The 21,873-nt window shown below is 64.3% G+C and carries 6 protein-coding genes and 1 pseudogene; 6 read left to right on the plus strand and 1 reads right to left on the minus strand.

Annotated elements, in window-relative coordinates; genetic code table 11:
* Positions 1 to 24 precede the first annotated feature (24 nt).
* From ACZ5M5_RS17955 to ACZ5M5_RS17965, 3 genes and pseudogenes are all read left to right on the plus strand, one after another.
* A pseudogene (locus ACZ5M5_RS17955) lies at positions 25 to 10,229 on the plus strand (non-ribosomal peptide synthetase).
* The gene (locus tag ACZ5M5_RS17960) at positions 10,226 to 14,077 is read left to right on the plus strand and encodes a non-ribosomal peptide synthetase (protein WP_464737721.1); all 3,852 of its coding nucleotides are present in this window, start codon (positions 10,226 to 10,228) and stop codon (positions 14,075 to 14,077) included. The pseudogene ACZ5M5_RS17955 and the gene ACZ5M5_RS17960 overlap by 4 nt, the downstream one beginning before the upstream one ends.
* A gap of 2 nt (positions 14,078 to 14,079) precedes the next feature.
* Positions 14,080 to 15,783, plus strand: a complete 1,704-nt coding sequence (locus ACZ5M5_RS17965) for a cyclic peptide export ABC transporter (RefSeq protein ID WP_464737722.1) — start codon at positions 14,080 to 14,082, stop codon at positions 15,781 to 15,783.
* Here ACZ5M5_RS17965 and fhuF read toward each other — a convergent pair.
* A complete protein-coding gene (fhuF, locus tag ACZ5M5_RS17970; protein WP_464737723.1) occupies positions 15,768 to 16,457 on the minus strand; it encodes a siderophore-iron reductase FhuF in 690 nt (229 codons plus the stop codon). The genes ACZ5M5_RS17965 and fhuF overlap by 16 nt on opposite strands.
* A gap of 199 nt (positions 16,458 to 16,656) precedes the next feature.
* Here fhuF and ACZ5M5_RS17975 point away from each other — a divergent pair, with 199 nt between their 5' ends.
* The 3 genes from ACZ5M5_RS17975 (at position 16,657) to ACZ5M5_RS17985 (ending at position 21,871) form a co-directional block, all read left to right on the plus strand.
* Entirely contained in the window at positions 16,657 to 18,360 is a 1,704-nt protein-coding gene (locus tag ACZ5M5_RS17975) for an ABC transporter ATP-binding protein/permease (protein WP_464737724.1), read from the plus strand.
* A gap of 322 nt (positions 18,361 to 18,682) precedes the next feature.
* Positions 18,683 to 20,545 (plus strand): ATP-binding protein, encoded by a 1,863-nt coding sequence (locus ACZ5M5_RS17980; RefSeq protein WP_060741929.1) that lies wholly within the window; start codon positions 18,683 to 18,685, stop codon positions 20,543 to 20,545.
* Between the two features lie 93 nt (positions 20,546 to 20,638).
* The gene (locus tag ACZ5M5_RS17985) at positions 20,639 to 21,871 is read left to right on the plus strand and encodes a porin (RefSeq protein WP_464739414.1); all 1,233 of its coding nucleotides are present in this window, start codon (positions 20,639 to 20,641) and stop codon (positions 21,869 to 21,871) included.
* Positions 21,872 to 21,873 lie beyond the last annotated feature (2 nt).

Raw genomic sequence — 21,873 nt, forward strand, 5'->3', positions numbered from 1 at the left:
GACTTTGAAATGGACCAAGCAAGCATGAACAACATCGAAGACATCTACTCCCTTTCGCCGACCCAGCACGGCCTGTTGTTCCACAGCGTCTATGAACCGGATTCGCGGGTGTATTACCAGCAATTGAGCCTGGACATGAACGGCCCGCTGCAACTGAGCGCATTTCGCGGTGCCTGGCAAGCGCTGATGCGGCGCCACGCCGTGCTGCGCAGTGCTTTTCTCTGGGAAGAACTGGACGATGCCTATCAGGTGGTGCAACAGGACGTGCCACTGCCCCTGACGGAACTGGACTGGCAAGACCGCCCCGAGCCGCAGGCCGCGCTCGGACAGTTGGCGCTGGAACAGCGCGCCCAGCCCCTGGAGCTGAACGACTCGCCGCTGATGCGCGTGTGCCTGGTGCGTCTGGCGCCCGAGCGCTGGCACCTGATCTGGACCTTCCACCACATCCTCATGGATGGCTGGAGCGTCGGCATCGCCGTCCAGGAGTGGCTGTCGCTGTACTACGAACAGGCCCACGGCCGCCCCGCCGACCTGCCGCCGACCCGCCCTTACCGGGACTACATCGCCTGGCTGGCGGAACAGGACATGGTTGCCACCGAAGGCTTCTGGCGCGAACAGTTGCAGGACGTGAGCGAACCGACACCGCTGCCCACCTTCGCCGTGCGGCAGCCTGCGCCAACAGGGGCACCGTTCGCCGAACGGGAAAGCCTGCTGACGGCCAGCGAAACCGAGCAGCTGGCGCACTTCGCCCGCCAGAACGACTTGACCATCAACACCCTGATCCAGGGCGCCTGGGCATTGCTGCTGGGCCAGCATGCCGGGCGTGACGACGTGGTCTATGGCGTCACCGTTGCCGGTCGTCCAGAGAACCTGGCCGCCGTGGACAGCACCGTCGGGCTGTTCATCAACACCTTGCCGTTGCGCGTGCAGTGGTCTGAAGGCCCGGCTCTGGTGGACTGGCTGCAGCAGTTGCAGCAGGCCAACAGCGATCTGCGCCACCACGCCTACCTGCCCCTGGGCAAGCTCAAGTCGATGACGCGCATCGCCGCCGAGCAGGCGCTGTTCGACTCGATCCTGGTGTTCGAGAACTTCCCGGTCACCGACGCGCTCAACCAGGACACCGGCGGCCTGAGCTTCAGTGCCCCGAGCAGCGACCAGCAGGCCGACGGCATTACCCTCACCCAAGGCCGCAACCACTTCCCGTTGTCGCTGATCGTGGTGCCGGACAAACAATTGCACTACCTGATCAGCTACGACCGCAGTCGCTTCAGCGACGCCGAGGTCGCGGTGTTGTCGGCACAATTGCGCGCCATCCTGTTGGCGATGACGGCGCAAGCGCAGTGCCGGGTCAGCGAGCTTGAGTGGCTGAGCCCTGAAGAACGCCAGCAACTGCTCGTGCAGGGATGCGGCGTACAACTGCCGGTACCCCAGGCGTGCCTGCATCAGTGCTTCGAACAACAAGTGGCCGCCCACCCGGATCACCTGGCGGTCCGCGACCGCCAGGTCGCCCTGACCTACCGTGAACTGGACCAGCAAGCCAACCGCCTCAGCCAGTACTTGCGCGCCCAGGGCATCGGTCACGACAGCGTCGTGGCACTGGCCCTGGAACGCAGTGCCGGGTTCGTGATCGCCCTGCTCGCCACCCTCAAGGCTGGCGCGGCCTATCTGCCGCTGGACCTCAAGCAGCCCGCCGGGCGCCTGGCCGATGTGCTGGTGGACAGCCGCGCCGCGCTGCTGATCGGCACCACCGCCTCGCCCCTGCTCAAAGGCCTGGCCGAGCACACGCCGACGCTGTGGCTGGCGGAACAGGCCGATGCCATCGCCGCCCAGCCAGACACGCCACCTGCCGTGGCCCATAGCCCGACTGACGCCGCCTACGTGATCTACACCTCAGGCTCCACCGGCACCCCTAAGGGTGTGGTGGTCGAGCACCAGTCCATCGTCGATTACCTGACGGCGGTGCACGCGGTACTCAACCCGCCACCGGCCGCCCGCTACGGCTTGCTGTCCAGTATCGCCGCCGACCTGGGCCACACCCAACTGTTCGGCGCCCTGTGTAGCGGCGCCAGCCTGTTGCTGGTGGATGAAGACAGCGGTTTCAGCCCCCTGGCATTGGCCGAACTCTTCGACCAACACCCGGTGGATGTGCTGAAGATCACCCCAAGCCATTTGTCCGGCCTGTTGCAGGCGCTGCCCGATGCACGCTTGTTGCCGCGCGCCCTGCTGGTCTTCGGTGGCGACGCCCTCAGCCCGGCGCTGCTGGAGCAGGTCAATCGCCTGGCGCCTGGCCTCAGGGTGTTCAACCACTATGGCCGAGCGAAGCGACGGTCGGCGCAATCGCCACCGAGCTGCCCGCAGGCCTGCGCAGCATTGCCCTCGGCCGGCCGCTGCCGAACCGCCGACTGCAAGTGGTGGATGCCAAGGGTCGCCAGGTGCCCACCGGGGTGTCCGGTGAGCTGCTGATCAACGGCGCCTTGGCCCGGGGTTACCTGCACCGTCCGGACCTGACCGCCGAACGCTTTCATCTCGACGCGGATCAGCAACGCTGGTATCGCACTGGCGACCGCGTGCGCTGGCAAGTAGACGGCCAACTGGCATTCCTCGGCCGGGTCGACAGCCAGGTCAAGATCCGTGGCAATCGCCTGGAGCTGGGCGAAGTCGAAGCGCAGATCAAGCGCCTGTCGCCGCTGATCGAACAGGCGCTGGTCCGCGCCGTGGAACTGGACGGCAGCCTGCGCCTGGTGGCCTACCTGGTCGCCAGCCAGTCACTGTCCGCGACGAAACTGCGTAACGACCTCGCAGCCCGGGTGCCGGACTACATGGTGCCGGCACACTTCATCACCCTCGACGAACTGCCCCTCACCCGGAACGGCAAGGTCGATGTCCAGCGCTTGCCGCTCCCGCAAAAAGCCACGGACGACAGCGCCACTCACGTGGCCCCGCGCAATGAAGTCGAAACGCAGCTGGCCGCCATCTGGCAAGACGTCCTCAAGCTTGAACGTGTTGGCGTGCATGACAACTTCTTCGCCTTGGGCGGCGACTCGATCATCAACTTGCAGATCATCGCCCGCGCCAACCAGCAAGGGCTGAAACTCACGCCCCGCCAGCTCTTCGAGAACCGCACCATCGCCGATATCGCCCGGGTACTGGGCGCCGATGCCAGCCATGGCGTGGTGCAAGCCGTTGCCGATGGCTATGACCTGCCGCTGGCTGCCGGGCAATTGGCACGCCTGGAGCAAGGGCCATTGCACGCCACCTGGCGCTGCGTGGCGTTGACCCAGGCCATCGATAGCGAGTTGCTGGCCCAGGCCATCGCCGCGTTGCAACACCACCACCAGGCCCTGCGTCTGGCGCTCAAGGCGCTGCCGGAGGGCGAGTGGCAGCAACGGGTACTGGTCGTGGCCAAGGCTCCGGTCATCACCACCGAGCAACTGGAGACCTGCGCCCCGGCACAACTGCAAGCCCTGGCCCAGGCCGGTGTCGATGCGCTGGAATTGGGTGCAGGCCAAACCCTGCATGCCAGCCTGCTGGAGGTGGACGGCACGCAATCCCTGCTCTTGGCCGCTCATCCGTTGTGCCTGGACGAAGCCTCCTGGTCGCTGCTACTGGCTGACCTCAACCTGGCCTTGGCACAGCTGCGCTATCAGCGGCCGGTGCGCCTGTCCTACGCCGGTGGCGACTTCACCCAGTGGACACGGCACCAGCAGGCCCATGCCCAGGGTGATGCCCTGGATGACGCCTGGGAACATTGGCTGCAATACGCAGGGGTGGAACCGCTGCAACTGCCTGACAGCCAGCAACCGGCCAGCGTGGTCGAAGACACCCTGCCGGCCGCCACCTCTGGCGAACTCAAGCGCCTGGGCGAAGTGCTGCAACTGGACTGGAACACCCTGTTGGCCGCTGCCGTGGCCGAACAGTGCCGTGAACTGTGCGGCAATGGCCTGGTCGCGCTGAGCGTGCACGATGCCCGTCCGAGTGCCGAGCGTTTGCCGGTCGCTGCGCCGATTGCCGTGGCCGACCTCGACCCGGCACGCATCATGGGCCCCTTGGCACTGACCGTGCCGTACTTCCTCCAGCCCGAAGGCGAGAGCCTGCTGCAACGCTTGCAGGCACTGGCCGCGCAGATGCGCGCCTACCCGCAACACGGCGTCGACTATGGCGCCCTGCGCTACTTGTCGGACAATACCTACCTGCAAGAACCGCTGCGCGAGCTGCCAGCACCATCGCTCGTCATTCGCTGGCTGGGCAACCTCGATAGCCACCGCGAAGAGCGTGGCATCCTGGCTCAGGTTGAAGCGCCAACCCCATCGCCGGCTTCGACCGGGCCGCTGAACGTAGACGCCTGGTGGCAGGATGACCGCCTGCACCTGCGCAGCCAGGGCACCCTCGCCGCCGACTGGGCGCCGTGCCTTGTCCAACGCTTGAGCGAGCTCGCCGCACTGGCCACCGCGGCCGACCTGCGCCCTGCCAGCCAGGCATTCCCGCTGTGCCACAAGCAAGCGGCAACCCTGGCGGCCGAACCGCTGGACTGGCTGAACATCGAAGACGTCTACCCGCTGTCGTCGATGCAACAGGGCATGCTTTTGCACACCCTGCTGCAACCCCACAGCGGTATCTACCTGATGCAACAACGCTTTAGCTGGGACGGGGTATTGCAGCGCCCGGCGATGGAAGCCGCGTGGCAGCTGTTCCTCGAGCGCCATCCAATGATGCGGACCGCCTTCTGGTGGCAGGACGACCATGAACCGCTGCAGTGCGTGTACCGCCAGACCCACCAGGCGTTCGACTGGCAGGACCTGCGCCATCTCGACGAAGAGCAGCAGCGCGAGGCGATGGACCAGGCCCTCGAAGCACAACGCCTGCAAGGCTTCGACATGGCCTGCGCACCGCTGACCCACCTGCGGGTGTTCCAGCTCGATGAGCGCCGCTTCGCCGTGGTGCGCAGTTTCCACCACATCCTGACCGATGCCTGGTGCTTCGGCCTGTTGATGGAAGACCTGCTGGCGATCTACCAGGCCCTGGTGCGCCAGGAGCCGGTGGCTCGTCCGCGTCTGCGCTCGTTCCGTGGCTACATGAGTTGGCTGGAACGCCATGACATGGCTGCCGCCCACGCCTTCTGGCAGGCACAGATGGCCGGCTTCAGCGAGCCGACGCCGCTGCAGGTGGACGGCCCGGTGGCCCGCCCGGAGCAGGCACCGGAACAGGTCGGCGACTTCGACCAGACCCTGAGCATCGCCCAGACCCAACGCTTGCAACAGCTCTGCCAGCAGTACCAACTGACGCCCAACACCTGGATCCAGGGTGCCTGGGCACTGCTGCTGTCGCGCTACAGCGGCAACCGCGACGTGTTGTTCGGCGTGACCGTCGCCGGCCGCCCGACTGACCTCGCCGGTGTAGAAGAAATGGTCGGGCTGTTCATCAACAGCCTGCCGCTGCGCATCGATGTCGACCCGGAGGCCCCGGTGGCCGACTGGTTGCAGGCACTGCTATCCCACAACGCACAATTGCGCGAACACGAAAGCGCGTCGCTGGTGGACATCCAGCGTTGCAGCCAAGTGCCGCGCGGCCAGCAGTTGTTCGACAGCCTGGTGGTGTTCGAAAACGCCCCGCTGGACATCAGCAGCGTGCAACTGGACGCCTTCAGCATCGATATCTACGAAGACCGGGTGCACACCAACTTCCCGATGACGGTGGTGCTGTACCCCGGCGATCGCCTGGGCATTCGCCTGTCCTACGACAGCATGCGTTTCAGCACTGACACCGTACAGCGCATGCTCGGGCATCTGGTGCAACTGCTTTCGGCCATGCTGGAGACACCGCAGGCGCCGTTGGGCAGCTTGCACATGCTGCCCGAGGCTGAACGCCGGCACCTGCTGATCGACTGCAACCGCAGCGACCTCGACTTCCCGCTGGAGCGCGGTTATGCGGCGCTGTTCGCCGAGCAAGTGCGCAACCGTGCGCAACACCTGGCCGCCGTATGCCAGGACCAATCGCTGACTTACGCCGAACTGGACCGCCGCGCCAATGCCATCGCCCATGCGCTGCAAGCCGCCGGTGCCGGCCCGGAAACCCTGGTGGCGCTGTTCGCCGAGCGTGGCCTGGCGTTGCTGACGATGATGATCGCCACGCTCAAGGTCGGCGCCGCGTTCCAGGCCTTGGACATCCAACAGCCCCACGCACGCCTGGCGGAACTGCTGGACCTGGGTGAGGCGCCGCTGTTGCTGGTGTGCGAGCACGCGACCTCGACACTGGACAACGTCCTGCCGCAAATGCACAAGCAGCCTACCTGCCTGGTCGCCCAGGCGCTCTGGCAAGGTCGTGAGCAACCGCGGGTCACCTATGCGCACCAGCCGGATCAACTGGCCTACGTGATCTTCACCTCGGGTTCCACCGGCACGCCAAAAGGCGTGATGGTGGAACAACGAGGGATGCTCAACAACATGTTCGGCAAGGTCCCGAGCCTGGGCCTGGGTGAACACGACCGGATTGCCCAGACAGCTTCGGCGGCGTTCGATATCAGCGTATGGCAGTTCCTCGCCGCACCGCTGTTCGGCGCCACCGTGCACATTCTTCCCGATGCCCAGGCCCACGATCCCGTGGCCCTGCTCGACGCCGTCCAGGAGCAGCAACTGACGCTGTTGGAAACCGTTCCGGCGCTGATTCGCGGCATGCTCCAGGAAAGCCAGGCCCATCACACCCTGGCAAGCCTGCGCTGGCTGTTGCCCACCGGCGAGGCATTGCCGCCGGTCCTGGCGCGGGACTGGTTCGCACGCTTCCCGGCGATCCCGTTGATGAACGCCTACGGTCCTGCCGAATGCTCGGACGACGTGGCCTTCTACCCCATCACTGAAGCACCGGCCGACGACTGCTTGCACATGCCCATCGGCACGCCGACCGCCAATAACCAGGTGTTCGTTCTCGACTCGGCGCTGCGCCTGGTCCCTGTGGGTGTACCCGGCGAATTGTGCATCGGTGGTGTCGGCGTGGGTCGCGGCTACCTGCGCGACCCGCAACGCACCCGCGAGGCTTTTGTACCGCACCCGTTCCAAGCCGATGCGCGCCTGTATCGCAGCGGTGATATCGGCCGGATGCGTGAGGATGGCGTGATCGAATACCTCGGCCGTCGCGACCAGCAAGTGAAGATCCGTGGCCACCGCATCGAGCTGGGCGAGATCGAAAACCGCTTGATGCAACACCCGGCGGTGGACAGCGCGGCGGTGCTGGCGTTGCCCGACGCCCGCGGCGCCTTGCAACTGGTGGCCTGGTATGTGCTCGACGAGACGGCCGACCTGGGCGGCGAGCCTGCGCAACAGGTATTGAGCACATACCTGGGCCAGCAACTGGCAAGCTACATGGTCCCGGCCCGTTGGCTGGCCCTTGGACAGTTGCCGCTGAACGCCAATGGCAAGGTCGACCGTCGTGCCCTCGCCGCCTTGGGTGTGCCCCAGGACGAGGCGGTACAGGCGCAATCCATGGCGCCACGCACGCCGACCGAACACGTCCTGGCCGAACTCTGGCAAGAAATTCTCGGCCTGGACAACGTCAGTGTGCACGACGACTTCTTCGCCATCGGCGGTCACTCGCTGCTGGCCACCCAAGTCTTGTCGCGAATTCGCCGACGGCTGAACGTGAACCTGCCGCTGCGCACCCTGTTCGAACGCGGCACCCTTGAGCAACTGGCCCAAGCGGTCGATCAGCAACGCAACGCCCAGACCGAGGCCGACGCTGACACCGAGATGGCCCCGGCGCCGCGCAACCAACCGCTGCCGCTGTCCTACAGCCAGCAACGGTTGTGGTTCCTGGATCGCTTCGAAGGCCCTAGTGCCGCCTACAACATGACCACCACCGTCAGGCTGCGTGGGGCGCTGGACATCGCGGCGCTGCAAGGAGCCTTGCAGGCGGTGTTCGAACGCCATGAGTCCTTGCGCACCGCGTTCCACCTCCATGGCGACCAACCTTGCCAGGTCATCAACCCGGCGCCGCTGGTGGACTTGACGCCAACCGAGCTGAGTGACCTGGACAGCGCAGAGCAGGCGCAAAGCCTGCAGCGCCTGATCGATGAACAGGCCGCGCGCCCGTTCGACTTGCAACAGGCGCCGATGCTGCGCGCCAACCTGCTGCGCTTGGGACGCGAGGACCATGTGCTGCAACTGGTGCTGCATCACATCGCCACTGACGCCTGGTCCATGGGCATCCTGATGCAGGAACTGATCGTCGGGTACCAGGCACGCATCAGCGGTTCGACCCCCGTGTTGCCGGTGTTGCCGATCCAGTTCGCCGACTATGCCTACTGGCAACGCAGCGAAGCGCAACAGCGCCTGCTCGCGCGGGCCATCGATTACTGGCGCCGCCAGCTCGACGGCGCGCCAACGTTGATCCCGTTGCCCCTTGACCAGCCACGCCCGGCACGCCCCGACTACCAGGGCGCGGCCCTCGAGCAACGCTTCACGCCGGCCCAGGCCCAGGTGCTGAAGGCCTATGCGCAAGCGCAACGGGCGACACTGTTCATGGTCTTGCTCAATGCCTTCAACAGCCTGTTGCAGCGGGCCACCGGGGCCAACGATTTCATCGTCGGCACCGACCTGGCCAACCGCGAACATCCGGCCCTGGAACATCTCATCGGGTTCTTCGTCAACGTGCTGCCGATCCGTGCCCGCCTGAGCGAGGGCGAAACCTTCGACGCCCGCCTGCAACGCTTGCGCGAGGATTGCCTGTCGGCGTTCCAACACCAGCAAGTGCCGTTCGACAAACTGGTGGAGGAGTTGCAGCCGCCGCGTACGCCTGGGGTCAACCCGTTGGTCCAGGTGTTGTTCGTCATGCAGAACACGCCCAGTGGCAATGCCAGCCTGCCGGACCTTGAAGTGGAACACTTGGTAGCCCCCCAGCAGAGCAGCAAGTTCGACCTCGCCGTGTTTGTCGAAGAGGACGAAGAGCAAGGCCTGAACGTGCGCTGGGTGTACCGCACCAGCGTGTTGCAGGAGCAGACCATCCAGCGTCTCGAACAGGGCTTCGAACACCTGCTGGAGCAGATCGTCTCGGCCCCCGCCCAGGCATTGGAGCAGTGGTCGTGGCGCCTTGAGGGCAGCCACGCTGGCGCCGCGTCCCAGCCTGATTCGTCGCTCGACGAGGCCACGGCCCGCAGCGCACGCAAGCAGTCGAAACTGAGCAAGCTCAAGCAGACCCGCGCCACCGCCGTCAGCCAAGTGGCCCACGAGCAGGTCCGTACCCGTACCCTCGACGCCGGGCAAGCCTTGCCGTTGGTGATCGAGCCGTTGCTCGGCGACCTGGACCCGGTGCACTGGGCGCTGCAAGCCCGGGAATGGATCAATGCACAGTTGCTGACCCACGGCGGCCTGCTGTTCCGAGGGTTCAACCTGCCGGATGCCGCGGCCTTCGAGCAGTTCGCCCAGGCCATCGAGCCCGACCTCTACGGGACCTACGGCGACCTGCCGAAAAACAAGTCCGGCAAGAATATCTACCACTCCACGCCGTACCCGGAACAGCACATGATTCTCTTCCACAACGAGAGCTCCCATCTGCCGCAGTGGCCACGCAAGCAGTGGTTCTACTGCGAAACACCGGCGCCACGTGGCGGCTGCACGCCCATCGTCGATTGCCGGCAGGTATTGGCGCGCTTGCCCCAGGACATCGTCGCTCGCTTCAAGGCCCTGGGACTGCTTTACGTGCGGCACTTCACCGACAAGCTGGATGTGCGCTGGCAGGACTTCTTCAAGACCGAACAGCGCGAGGAAGTCGAGCGCCAGTGCCTGGCCTCGGGCATGCGCTGGGAATGGCTGGGCACCGACAACCTGCGGATCGCCCAGCACTGCCCGGCCATCGTCGAACATCCCGAGACCGGGGAACTGTCGTTCTTCAACCAGGTGCAACTGCACCACACTGCCTGCCTGGAGCCGGAAGTGCGCAACAACCTGATCAACCTGTTCGGCCTCGGGCACCTGCCCCGCAACGTGTACTACGGCGACGGCAGCGTGATCGAAGACGCGGTGATGCAGGTAATCGGCGAGGCGTATGAACATTGCGCGGTACGTTTTACCTGGCAAAAAGGTGACATGGTCATGTTGGACAATATGTTGGTGGCTCACGCCCGGGATCCCTTCGAGGGCGAACGCAAGATCTGCGTCGCCATGGGCCAGATGATGCGCCGCGAAGAACTGACGGGGCAGTTGCCCGAAGCACAGCCGCTGCCGGCTTCGGAGGTGCAGGCATGACCGTCTTTGAGAAACGTGAAGAAGCCTTCGCCCTCTCGCCGCAACAGCGCAGCCAATGGCTGGCGGGCTTGCCGCCCGTGCGCCTGGAGTTGGAGATCACCGGCGCGTTGGCGCTGGAACGCCTGCAGCAGCGGCTGGCCGCGCTGAGCGCGTGCCACGAGGCCTTGCGCCTGAGCGTGCGGCCCGAGCCGGGCCTGCTGATGCCGCTGCAAGTGGTCGAGCCCACCGCCACCGCAGTCGACGCGATCAGTGTCGAAGTGCAATCGGTGGCGGACGATCGGCACCGGGTGACACTGCAACTGCCGGCCCTGAGCGCGGATCGCGGCACCTTGCTGCGCCTGGCCCAGGCACTGGGATCGACGGACGCGCCGTACCTCGATGACGAGGCCATGACCTACACCCAGTACAGTGCCTGGCTCCATGAATTGCAGGCCGATGAAGATGCTGTTCCCGGTCGGCGCTTCTGGGCCAGCCAGGCCTTGGACGAACCGGCCGGGAGCGAGCTGCTCTACCGCCAGGTGCGCAACGACCGCCACGATGCCCCGGCGACCACCCGCCTGCTCGCCAACCCGCAATTGAGCAGCGCCCTGGACCACTTTTGCCAGCGTCACGGTGCCTCGCCCGAGCAGGTGCTGATGAGCGCCTGGGGGGTGTTGCTGCAGCGCCTCAGTACCGGCGACAGCCCGGCACTGACCTTGAACTGGGTACACGATTGCCGCGACGACTACGAGGAACTCGAAGACTGCTGGGGTTTGTTCGCCAAGCCCCTGCCCTTGCGCTGGCAACCGGCTGCGAACAGCTCATTTGTCCAGGCGCTGGAGACCCTGCAGACGCTGTGCGAGCAAGCCATCGAATGGCAGGAATACTGCGGCGTCAGCACCGCACTGCCGGCCGAAACCTTGCACTACGGTTTCCAGTGGGGCGCACACCTGCCCGATCGACTCGATACCTTGGGCAGTCTTACATCGACGCTCACTGTGTCGGACGTGCAAGCCATCCCGGCAGGCATGGAGTTGCTGCTGGTTGCCGAAACGGTCCGCCACGAAGCCAGCGGTCTTGGCTATCGGTTGAACTTGCACCATCTGCCGAGCCGCTACAGCGAACAAGCAGCCCTGACGCTTCTGGAGCAGTTCCAGTCGCTGCTGTCCGATGCCCTCGCCAACCCAGGCAAGCCCTTGGCCGAGCTGTCGTTGCAGGCGCCGAGCTTCGGCGCGACGCTGGCCGCCCGGCAGGACGACGTCGCCGCCCCGCCGTTTGCCAGCGTACCGGCGCGCTTCGCTGAATGTGCCGCGCAGTTCCCCGAGCATTTGGCCCTGCGCGACCACCACGGGTATCTGAGCTATGCCCAGTTGCAGGCCCGCAGCAACCAACTGGCGCAGTACCTGCGCGCCCAGGGCGTGGGCCGCGAAGATCGCGTGGCGTTGTACCTGGATCGTTCGGCGCAAATGGTCCTGGCCATGCTCGCCGTGCTCAAGAGCGGCGCGGCGTTCGTCCCCCTGGACGTGCATCAGCCGGCACAACGCTCCCTGGCCATCCTGCAACAGGCGCAGCCAGTCTTCGTCCTGAGCGGTTCGGCCGGCAGCGCCCCCGCGTTGCCCGGCATCGGTAGCCTCGACCTGCGTGATGAAGCGACCTGGCAGCACGCACCTGCCACGGCAACCAACGTCGAGTGCCAAGGGCAGGACGCGGCCTACGTGCTGTTCACCTCCGGCAGCACCGGCACGCCCAAAGGCGTCATTGTCGAACACGCCCAACTCGCCAGTTATGTCGCCAGCGTGTCCCGGCGCCTGGCGCTGGGGGTTGGCGAGCGCAGTGCGGTGGTCACTTCGCTGGCGGCCGACCTGGGCTACACCTTGCTGTTCCCGGCGCTGCTCAGTGGCGGTGAATTGCACCTGCTGGACAAGGAAACGGCAATGGACGCCCAGGCCTGGGCGGCCTGGCAGGCTGAATACCCCATCGATCACCTGAAGATCGTACCGTCCCTGCTGGACGCGTGGCTGATTCATGCCCAAAGCGCGACCGTGTTGCCTCGCAAGCAACTGATCCTCGGTGGCGAAAGCTGCTCGCGGCGCCTGCTGCAAAACATTCACGGCCTCGCGCCGACGCTGACAGTCTTCAACCATTACGGCCCGACCGAAACCACGGTCGGCGTGGTGATGCACAAAGCCGATCCAGCCATGGATTATCGCCGCCTGCCCCTGAGCGACCGCCTCGATGGCATGCGCCTGTACCTGCTCGACGAACAGCAAGCGCTGGCCGCTCCCGGGCAGAGCGCCGAGCTGTATATCGCCGGCCCGCAACTGGCCCGGGGTTACCTGGACGCGCAACAGAACGCCGGCCGTTTCATCGAATGGGGGCAATCGCCTGGCGAACGCCTCTACCGCACTGGCGACATGGCCCGCTACCTCCACGACGGTAGCCTGGAAATCACCGGACGAGCCGATCGCCAGGTGAAGATCCGCGGTTTCCGCGTGGAACTCGATGAGATCCAGGCGCAATTGACTCGCCTTCCCGGCGTCGCCCAGGCCGCGGTGGAATGCATTCCCCGGGGCGAGCTCGGCCAGCAACTGTTCGCCTTCATGACCCTGGCGCCCGGGCATTCGACCACGGTCGCCAGGCTGCATGGCCAGGCCCAGGATTGCTTGCCGGACTACATGCTGCCCACCCTGCGGATCGTCGAAGCCTTGCCGTTGATGGGCAATGGCAAGCTGGATCGCAAGACCCTGCAACAATGGGCCGACAAAGTCCTCGACACCGTTGGCAGTGCCTTGCCGCGCACGCCGCTGGAAGCTTTGCTTGCCGAGGTCTGGGCGCAAGTGCTGGGCCTGGAGCGGGTGGGTATCGACGATGATTTCTTCGAGCTGGGCGGCCATTCCCTGGCGGCGGTGACCCTCGCCAGCCGTTTGCAGACCGCGCTGTCGGCGCCGGTGACGGTCAATGCGGTGTTCAACGCCCCCAGCGTCTCGGCGTTCGCGGCGTTGGTGCAGGCCGAACTCAAGCTCTCGCCACTGGTCAGGCTGTCGCCGCCAAACGCAGCACCCATCGAGGCCGGCAAGCTGTTCTGCTTCCACCCCTCCACAGGCCATGTGCAGGACTACCGTCCCCTGCTGGCATCGCTACCGGCCTGGCAACTGTGGGGACTCCAGGCGGCCTACCTGGCCGACGACAGCACGACACTGGGCGGTGACATCGAGAGCCTGGCGGCGGTCTATGTCAAGCATCTGCGCCAGCAGCAAGCGCACGGTCCTTATCACCTGCTGGGTTTCTCCCTCGGCGGGCTGCTCGCGATTGCCGCTGCCGCGCGCCTGGAGAGCCAGGGCGAACAGGTAGCGTTTCTCGGTATCATCGATTCCCAGTACCAGCATCACGCCCAGGAAGACAGCGTCGAAGCGCTGCTGGAGTCGGCCGCCCTGTCGCTGACGTCGGACAGCCAGACCGTATTGCGCCAGTTGCCACAGGCGACCCTGGCGGCATTGCTGGAACAACTGGACGCCCTGCCCCCGGCAGCACGCCTGCCGGAACTGGCCCAATGGGCGCGCCAGCAGGGCCTGCAGCTCGATGGCGACAGTTGGGAGCACCTGCAAACACGGCTGCGCTACCAGCAGCATACGCAGCATCTGCTGGCGACCTTCAAGCCTGCGCCACTCAGTTGCCCGGTGCATGTCTGGTGGGCCGACGATACCCTGGAACAGGCTGAGTTCGCCGACCCGCACTGGGAACACCTGAGCACCGGGCCGTTGACCCGTGAGGTCATCCCGGCGCAGCATCTCACTATCCTCGAGCAACCGGCCCTGCACCAGCAACTGGCGGCACGGCTCGAGGCCATCGCTACGAACGGAGCGGTTTGAAAATGGATCTGTTGTTACTCATGGCTAAACGTTCATGGCGCGCACTGCTGGTGGCGACCCTGACGGGCCTGATCTGCGGCCTCGCGGCGGCCGGGTTGATCGCCAACATCAACCACAGCCTGGAGGTGTTCGATAAACTACGCCCGGTGGACGGGCTGCTTTTCGCCGGGCTGGTGCTGCTGGTCATGGTGTCCCGGGTGATCTCCGACATCAGCCTGCTGCGCCTGGGCCAGGCCGCAGTCAACGACATGCGCCTGCACCTGAGCGCCAAGCTGATCGATACCCCCTACGCGAAATTGCAGCGCCTGGGCAAGCATCGCCTGCTGGCCATGCTGACCGACGATACGCAAACCATCAGCCAGGCGGTGGAGCTGGTGCCGATCCTGCTGGTCAACGCCGGGATCATCGCCGCCTGCCTGGGCTACCTGGGTTGGCTCAGCCTGCCACTGCTCGGCCTGACACTGCTGCTGATCATCGCGGGCAGCTTCACTTTTCACTGGCCGCAACGTCGGGCGTTGACTTCGATCTCCCGGGCCCGGGAGCTCAAGGATCAGTTGTTCGACCAGTACCGCCTGCTCACCGATGGCAGCAAGGAACTGCAGCTCAACCATCCTCGCCGGCAACACTTCTTCACCCATTTGCTGATTCCAGTCAGCCAGCAATACCGTCGCGACTTCGTACGCGGCATGAGCATCTACGCCCTGGTATTGAACTGGGGCAACGCGGTGTTCTACATGCTGATCGGCGTGGTGCTGTTCGCCGCACCGCATTTCATCGACCTGGGCGTGAGCCTCGTCACCGGCTATATCCTGACGATCCTCTACATGATCACGCCGCTGTCGGAACTGATGAACGCCTTGCCGACCCTGGGCCGCGCCAGCGTCGCACTGAACAAGATCCGTGCCCTGGAAGGCGAGATGGAAGCATCCGACGAGACCTTCGATACCATCTCGCCGACCCAGGTTCGCCGCCTGGTGTGCCGGCAGGTCGCCCATACCTATTACCGCGAACGCGAGGACGGCCATTTCACCCTGGGGCCCATCGACCTGACGCTCAATGCCGGCGAAGTGGTATTCATCACCGGCGGCAACGGCAGCGGCAAGACCACCCTGGCTTTGCTGCTGACCGGGCTGTACCGGCCGGAAAGTGGCGACATCATGCTCGATGAGCAGGTGTCCTCGAGCAACGACAACCTCCATTATCGACAGCACTTCTCGGCGATCTTCACCGACTTCTGCCTGTTCGAAAACCTGTTCGATGGCGACGATCCGGACTTGGTGAAACAGGCGCAGGACTACCTGGTGCACCTGCAACTGGACCATAAGGTGCAGATCGAAGGAGGCAAGCTGACGACGCTGGCGCTGTCCACCGGGCAACGCAAGCGCCTGGCATTGCTCAGTGCCTATCTGGATGACCGCCCCTGCTACCTGTTCGACGAATGGGCGGCCGACCAGGACCCGGTGTTCAAGCACTTCTTCTACACCCGGATCCTGCCGGACCTGCGCGAGCGCGGCAAATTGCTGATCGTCATCTCCCACGACGACGCCTACTTCGGCCTGGCCGATCGGTTGATCCACGTCGAACATGGCAAGGTCAGCGAAGTAGCCCCCAGGCCAACGCCTCATCCCAGGCGCAAATGCTGTCTTGAGGAATGTGGAGGGTTTCTGGCCAAGGCTGTCAAAAGCTGCGCTCAACCCTCCTCATAGATGTAATGCAGGTAGCTCACCTGTTCCGCCACCGGCAGGCGGTGCAGTTTGGGGCAGGATTCGCACAGCACTGGCGGCTGGCCTTCGACCGGTTCGTGCAGTTGGTAATGCAGGCAACAATGCCGACGCAAGGGCAAGCTGGGGCATATCTGCGGGGCCGGTGATTCGACCATGCGTTGCAGGCCTCGCAGCTTCAGGCGTCCGTTGTTCACCGTAACCGGTTCCAGCCACCGGTGCGCTTCGGCGAAGCCGTCCCTGGACAGGTCCGGGTCCATCCTGGCGAAGGCGCCGTCCCAGATCGCGACAAAGTTGCCCCACAGTATTTTCGGGGCCAAGCCACCGGCGGCGGCCAACGTGCCAAACAGTGGCGCTAAATGCTCGTGGACCAACCGCGACCAATACACCGCCCGGTCCTCCGCGTTCAAGGGCGACAGCCCGGCGGCCAGGCCCAGCGCCGCCGGTTGGCCGTCGTCGTGCAACAACAACGCGCCCTCGTCCCAGAACTCGATCGCGCAGCCACGCGTCAGCACACAGGCCAGAGTGGCCGGCAAGACAATGCTCATGTAGTTCATCGACCACTGTGAAACCACGGCGGCGCGGTTCACCCCCGGGTAACGCAAGGCAAATCGGGTCAGCAAGGGTTGCAACGCGGCAGGGTCGGCAAGCTGGCTCAACGCGATGGAAGGCTGGTCGCCAGGTTCCTGCCGGACGACCCGCTGTATGGGCGGCCAGGCCTGGTTAAGCCATTCTGGAAATTCGATAACGGGGCTCCCGTGGCTTTCCCTAATTAATGCAAACGATTAGCATTGGCTGATCCTATCCTCCCGCCCCTGCAAACTCAACGTCGTTAGCGACCAGGCTCACCAAGATCCCATGCACACACTTCGCAATTTCTGGCGCCTCGCGCAGCCCTTCTGGGCTTCCGAGGAAAAGTACCCGGCCCTGTTGCTGCTGTTGGCTACCGTACTGATGACCCTGTGCCTGGTCGGTGTCAACATCCTCACCAATTTCTGGAACCTGCATTTCTATAACGCCTTGCAGGCCTTGGACTACCACGGTTTCCTGATCGGTAGCCTGCAGTTCATCCTGCTGCAGATCGGCATGGCCGCCTTTACCGTTGGCGCGTTCCATTTCCAGCAGAAGCTGACCATCCGCTGGCGGCGCTGGGCAACCCGCAACATGCTCGGTCAATGGCTGGGCAGCCAGCGCTACCAGAAGCTGAAGCTGACCGAGACCGAGGTCGACAACCCCGATCAGCGGATCGCCGAGGACATCGACCTGTTTATCGTCAAGTCGCTCAAGTTGAGCCTGGGCCTGTTGACGTCGGTGGTGTCGCTGTTTTCCTTCCTGCATATCCTCTGGCAAGCCTCCAGCCTCGTCAGCGTGCCGTTCAACGACCAATCGATCGTCATTCCCGGGCTGCTGGTGTGGGTCGCCCTGGTGTATGCGCTCCTGGGCACCGGCCTTGCATTCTGGCTCGGACGTGCGCTGCCCAGCCTCAACTTCATGCAACAGCGGCGTGAAGCGGACTTTCGTTTCTCGCTCATCCGCCTGCGGGAGAACGCTGACTCGGTGGCGCAATACCGCGGCGAAGTCGTGGAGAACGAACGCTTCAACCACCGCCTGGAGGCGGCGCTGGAAAACTTCTGGGCGCTGGTGAAAAAACAGAAGCTGATCATGGGCTACTCGACCTTCTATTTGCGCAGCGCGACGGTCATACCGATGTTCATCATGGCGCCACAGTTCTTTGCCGGCGCCTTTCCCCTTGGCCGCCTGACGCAGATAAGCGCGGCCTTCGGCGAAGTGCACGCGGCCATCGCCTATCTGGTGAGCGTGTTCCCGGAACTGTCGGAATGGAAGTCGGTGATCGACCGCTTGGTCGGCTTCCAGGAGCGCCTGGATAACGTCGAGGTCAAATCCCAGGTCAGGCACCAACAACAGGCCAGCGGCCTTGATATCAAGGACCTGGACATCTGGCTGCCAAACGGCCGGCCGTTGTTCAAAGGCTTCAACCTGTCACTCAAGCCCGGTGACAGCCTGATGATCAGCGCGCCATCCGGCTACGGCAAGTCGACGCTGATCCGCACGATTACCGGGCTTTGGCCCCACGCGCGCGGCTCGAGCGGCTATGACCGTGAACGCGCCCTGACCCTGTCGCAAAAACCCTACCTGCCGCTGGGCAGCCTGCGCGAAGCACTCTGGTACCCCCACCCAGCCCGTTGCGAGGAGGATGCCGCGCTGCGCCAGGTCATGGAGCAGGTCGGCCTGCAACACCTGAGCGATCAGTTGGAGCAGGAGCGGGACTGGGCGCAGACCCTCAGCGTTGGCGAACAACAACGCTGTGCGTTCGTCAGGGCCCTGCTGGCCCGGCCCACGGTGCTGTTCCTCGACGAAAGCAGCTCGGCGCTGGATGCGGCAAACGAAGCGCGTTGCTATCAACTGCTCAGGCAGACGCTGCCGGACACAATCCTGATCAGCGTCGGGCACAGCGCCGCCCTGGAGCGCTTCCATTGGCAGGTCCTTGAATTGAAGGACGAGGCGCAGTGGGTGCATCGCAAGATCAAGCAAGCGGTGTGACCCCGATAGAGCAAACACTGAATAACCTGTGGCGAAGGGGGCCGTGGGAGCAAGACTTGCCCGCGATGGATGCGACGCGGTCTTCCTGAAGTCGAGTCGTGTGTATCGCGGGCAAGCCTTGCGCCCACAAAATCCCCTTGCCACAAATCCTCAGTGCCCCAGTCAGTCGGGCCCACCTTCGCACATTGGCATACAGAGTTTGTGGTCTATAGTTCTGACAGATCCAGGCTCTTTATGCTCGGGCCAGCAGGAGCAATACCCCTCGAGCCGTGACTGTGTCGACGCCCACCAGCCTTCGGTCGAACAATGCAGGGAGCACACCATGCCGATCCAGCGGCCTGAGACACTGAGGTTGGCCCCTGGCACTGCTCATTGTGCCGAGGCCGATGGCGATACCAAGGCCGGCGTGCTTCGGCGCGCCTTCGACCAGGCCAAGGAAGCCTACATCCTGTTCCCGTTGCTGGCCGTTCTGCTGTTGCTGGCCATCTGGAGCGCTACCCTCTACCTGATCAAGGTCGAACATCTTCGCGCGCAACAGAGCGCCGCGACGGCCAGCCTGGAAATGGGCGCCACCTACGAAGCGCAAATGTTGCGCGCCATCCATGAAATCGACCAAACCCTCAAGCTGGTCAAATACACCTATGAGACCGAGAGCGAGCCTAATCCCCTGCGCCGGCTCCAGGAGCGGGCCTTGTTACCGCCGGCCCTGGTGTTCGACGTCAGCGTGGTCAACCCGGACGGCAGGCTCGTGGCGAGTACACGGACCAACGACCGGGAAAATATCGCTGACCCGAATGAGCAGCAAACACTGCGGCACAGCGACTCATTGTCCATCAGTCATCCGTGGAAAAGTCCGGTCACGGGAGAATGGCGCTTGCGCTTCAGCCGGCGACTCGACGCCGCGGATGGCACACTTTCCGGGATCGCCAGGGTCGAGGTCGACGCCGCCTATTTCGTCAGCAGCTACGACGCCTCGAAACTCGGCGAACAGGGTGCGCTCGGGTTGCTGGGCACTGACGGCCTCTTCCGCGTGCGGCGCACCGGAGAAACGGTACTGGCCGGCGATACGGTCGATTACACGGCGGTGGTGCCGGATGCGGAAAACACCGAGGCAGTGCTCTCGGTCAATGGTTGGGACGGGGTGCGGCGCTACACCAGTGCCCGCCAGCTCTACGACTTTCCACTGGCGGTGATTGTCGGGTTGTCCGAGGAAGAACAACTGGCCGCGGTGAACCAGCAAGCGCGTACCTACCTCTGGCGCGCGGCAGGCGGCAGCCTGGTCCTGGTGCTGCTGGTGGGCGTGCTCGCCCGGATGAGCTGGCAACTGGCGCAGAGCCGTCTGCGCGCCGCCGAAGCCCAGGCTCAACTGGCCGCCGCCGCTCGCCAGGCCGGCATGGCCGAAATCGCCACCAACGTCCTGCACAACGTGGGCAACGTGCTCAACAGCGTGAATATCTCCGCCGACCTGGTCACCCGCAAGCTGCGCACCAGCAAGGCCCTGGGGCTCGGTAAGGCGGTGCAAATGATGAACGAGCACGCCGATGACCTCGGCGACTTCATCTCCCACGACGAGAAAGGCAAGCTGCTGCCCGGCTACCTGAACCAATTGGTGGACGCGCTGGCGGTGGAGCAACAGAGCATGACCGAAGAACTCGGCCAACTGAGCAAAAGCGTTGATCACATCAAGGAAATCGTCGCCGCCCAGCAATCTTACGCAGGCACCTCCAGCCTGGCCGAAACCGTGCAGATCAAGGACCTGATCGAGGATGCCGTGCGCATGAACGCCGGCATCATCGCCGCGCATCGGATCACCGTGGTGCGAAACCTGGCCGAAACACCCTTGCTGCAACTGGACAAGCATCGGGTGCTGCTGATCCTGATCAACCTGATAAAAAACGCCAGCAGGGCGATGGATGACCGGCCGGAGCTGACCCCTCAAATCATCCTTCAGAGCGAGATCCCCCAAGAAGACACCCTGGTGATCAAGGTCATCGACAACGGCGAAGGCATAGCGCCCGAGAACCTGACGCGGATCTTTGCCCATGGCTTTACCACACGCAAGGATGGCCATGGTTTTGGCCTGCACAGCTGCGTCCTGGCGGCCATGGAGATGGGCGGCTCGCTGGAGGCCCATAGCGATGGCCCGGGAACGGGAGCGACCTTTACGCTCAAATTGGCGATCTAGGCTACGCTTCGGCGCGTGATAACGCGCAGCTTCAGCCAACGTTACAAGGAACAGACGAATGGCGATCCACGCAACGAGGTTACCTTGACCCCCATGGTGAAAAAGCCCAATACCTTGGCCTTGGTAGTCGTGACGCTGTATGCCGGCGGTGCCAGTGCCGACGCAGCCGACGTGTTCTCGCTGAGCAGTTTCGGCACGGTGGGGATCGTCCATTCCAGCGAGAAAAAAGCCGACTTCACGTCCAGTATCTTCAAGCCCAACGGCGCGGGGCATTCGCGCAACTGGAGCGCCGACGTCGACAGCCTGATAGGCGCCCAACTGACCGCCAATTTCACCCCGCAGCTGTCGGCCGTGGTGCAGGTCATTTCCGAGCAGCGCTACGACAACAGTTACCGGCCCTTCGTCGAGTGGGCCAACATCAAGTACCAGTTCACGCCGGATTTCAGCGCACGCATTGGCCGTACCGTGTTGCCGACGTTCCTGGTATCCGACAACCGCAAAGTGGGCTACACCCTGCCCTGGGTGCGGGCGCCCATGGAGGTCTACGGCCTGATGCCGATCTCCAGCAGCGACGGCATCGATGGCAGCTACCGGTTTCGAGTCGATGAAATCACCAACACGGTGCAGGCCCACTACGGCCAGACCGACAGCCGCGATTCCGACGGGACCGGCAAGGCGCTGACGAGAAATCTCTGGGGGGTCACCAACACCACCGAACTCGGTGCCCTCACCACACGCATCACCTACATGAAGGCCGACCTGACCCTGGAGCCATTCAATTCACTCTTCGATACGTTCAGGGAGTTCGGTCCGGAAGGCATCGCCATCGCCGATCGCTACGACTCCGATGACACCCCCGTCGACTTTATCGGCGTGGGTGCCAGCTACGATCCGGGCGACTGGTTCGTCATGAGTGAATGGGGACGTCTCGACAGCCGTTCCGGCCTGGGCAGGACCAGCGCCTGGTACATCAGCGGCGGGTACCGCATCGCAGCGTTCACCCCCTATGTCACCTACGCGCGCTCCAGGACCGAAACAGAAGTCTCCAGCCCGGGCCTGACGCTATCGACCTTGCCGCCGGCCTTGGCGGGCACGGCCGCCGAACTCAACGGTGCGCTCAACAGCGTCCTGGGCTCGAACGAAGGCCTGCAGACCCTTTCCCTGGGTATGCGTTGGGATTTCACCAAGAACATGGACGCCAAAGTGCAATTCGATCACACACGTTTCAAGGGCAACTCGGTCGGTCCGTTGATCAACCCCCAACCGGACTTCACGTCGGGGGGTTCGCTCAACGTCATCAGCCTGGCTGTTGATTTTGTCTTCTGATG

The sequence above is a fragment of the Pseudomonas sp. Van50 genome, from assembly GCF_055390755.1.

Bases quoted from the DNA above. Each gene is read 5' to 3' on its own strand.
- ACZ5M5_RS17960 (WP_464737721.1), top strand. From the start codon at position 10,226: ATGACCGTCTTTGAGAAACGTGAAGAAGCCTTCGCCCTCTCGCCGCAA.
- ACZ5M5_RS17965 (WP_464737722.1), top strand. From the start codon at position 14,080: ATGGATCTGTTGTTACTCATGGCTAAACGTTCATGGCGCGCACTGCTG.
- ACZ5M5_RS17975 (WP_464737724.1), top strand. From the start codon at position 16,657: ATGCACACACTTCGCAATTTCTGGCGCCTCGCGCAGCCCTTCTGGGCT.
- ACZ5M5_RS17980 (WP_060741929.1), top strand. From the start codon at position 18,683: ATGCCGATCCAGCGGCCTGAGACACTGAGGTTGGCCCCTGGCACTGCT.
- ACZ5M5_RS17985 (WP_464739414.1), top strand. From the start codon at position 20,639: ATGGTGAAAAAGCCCAATACCTTGGCCTTGGTAGTCGTGACGCTGTAT.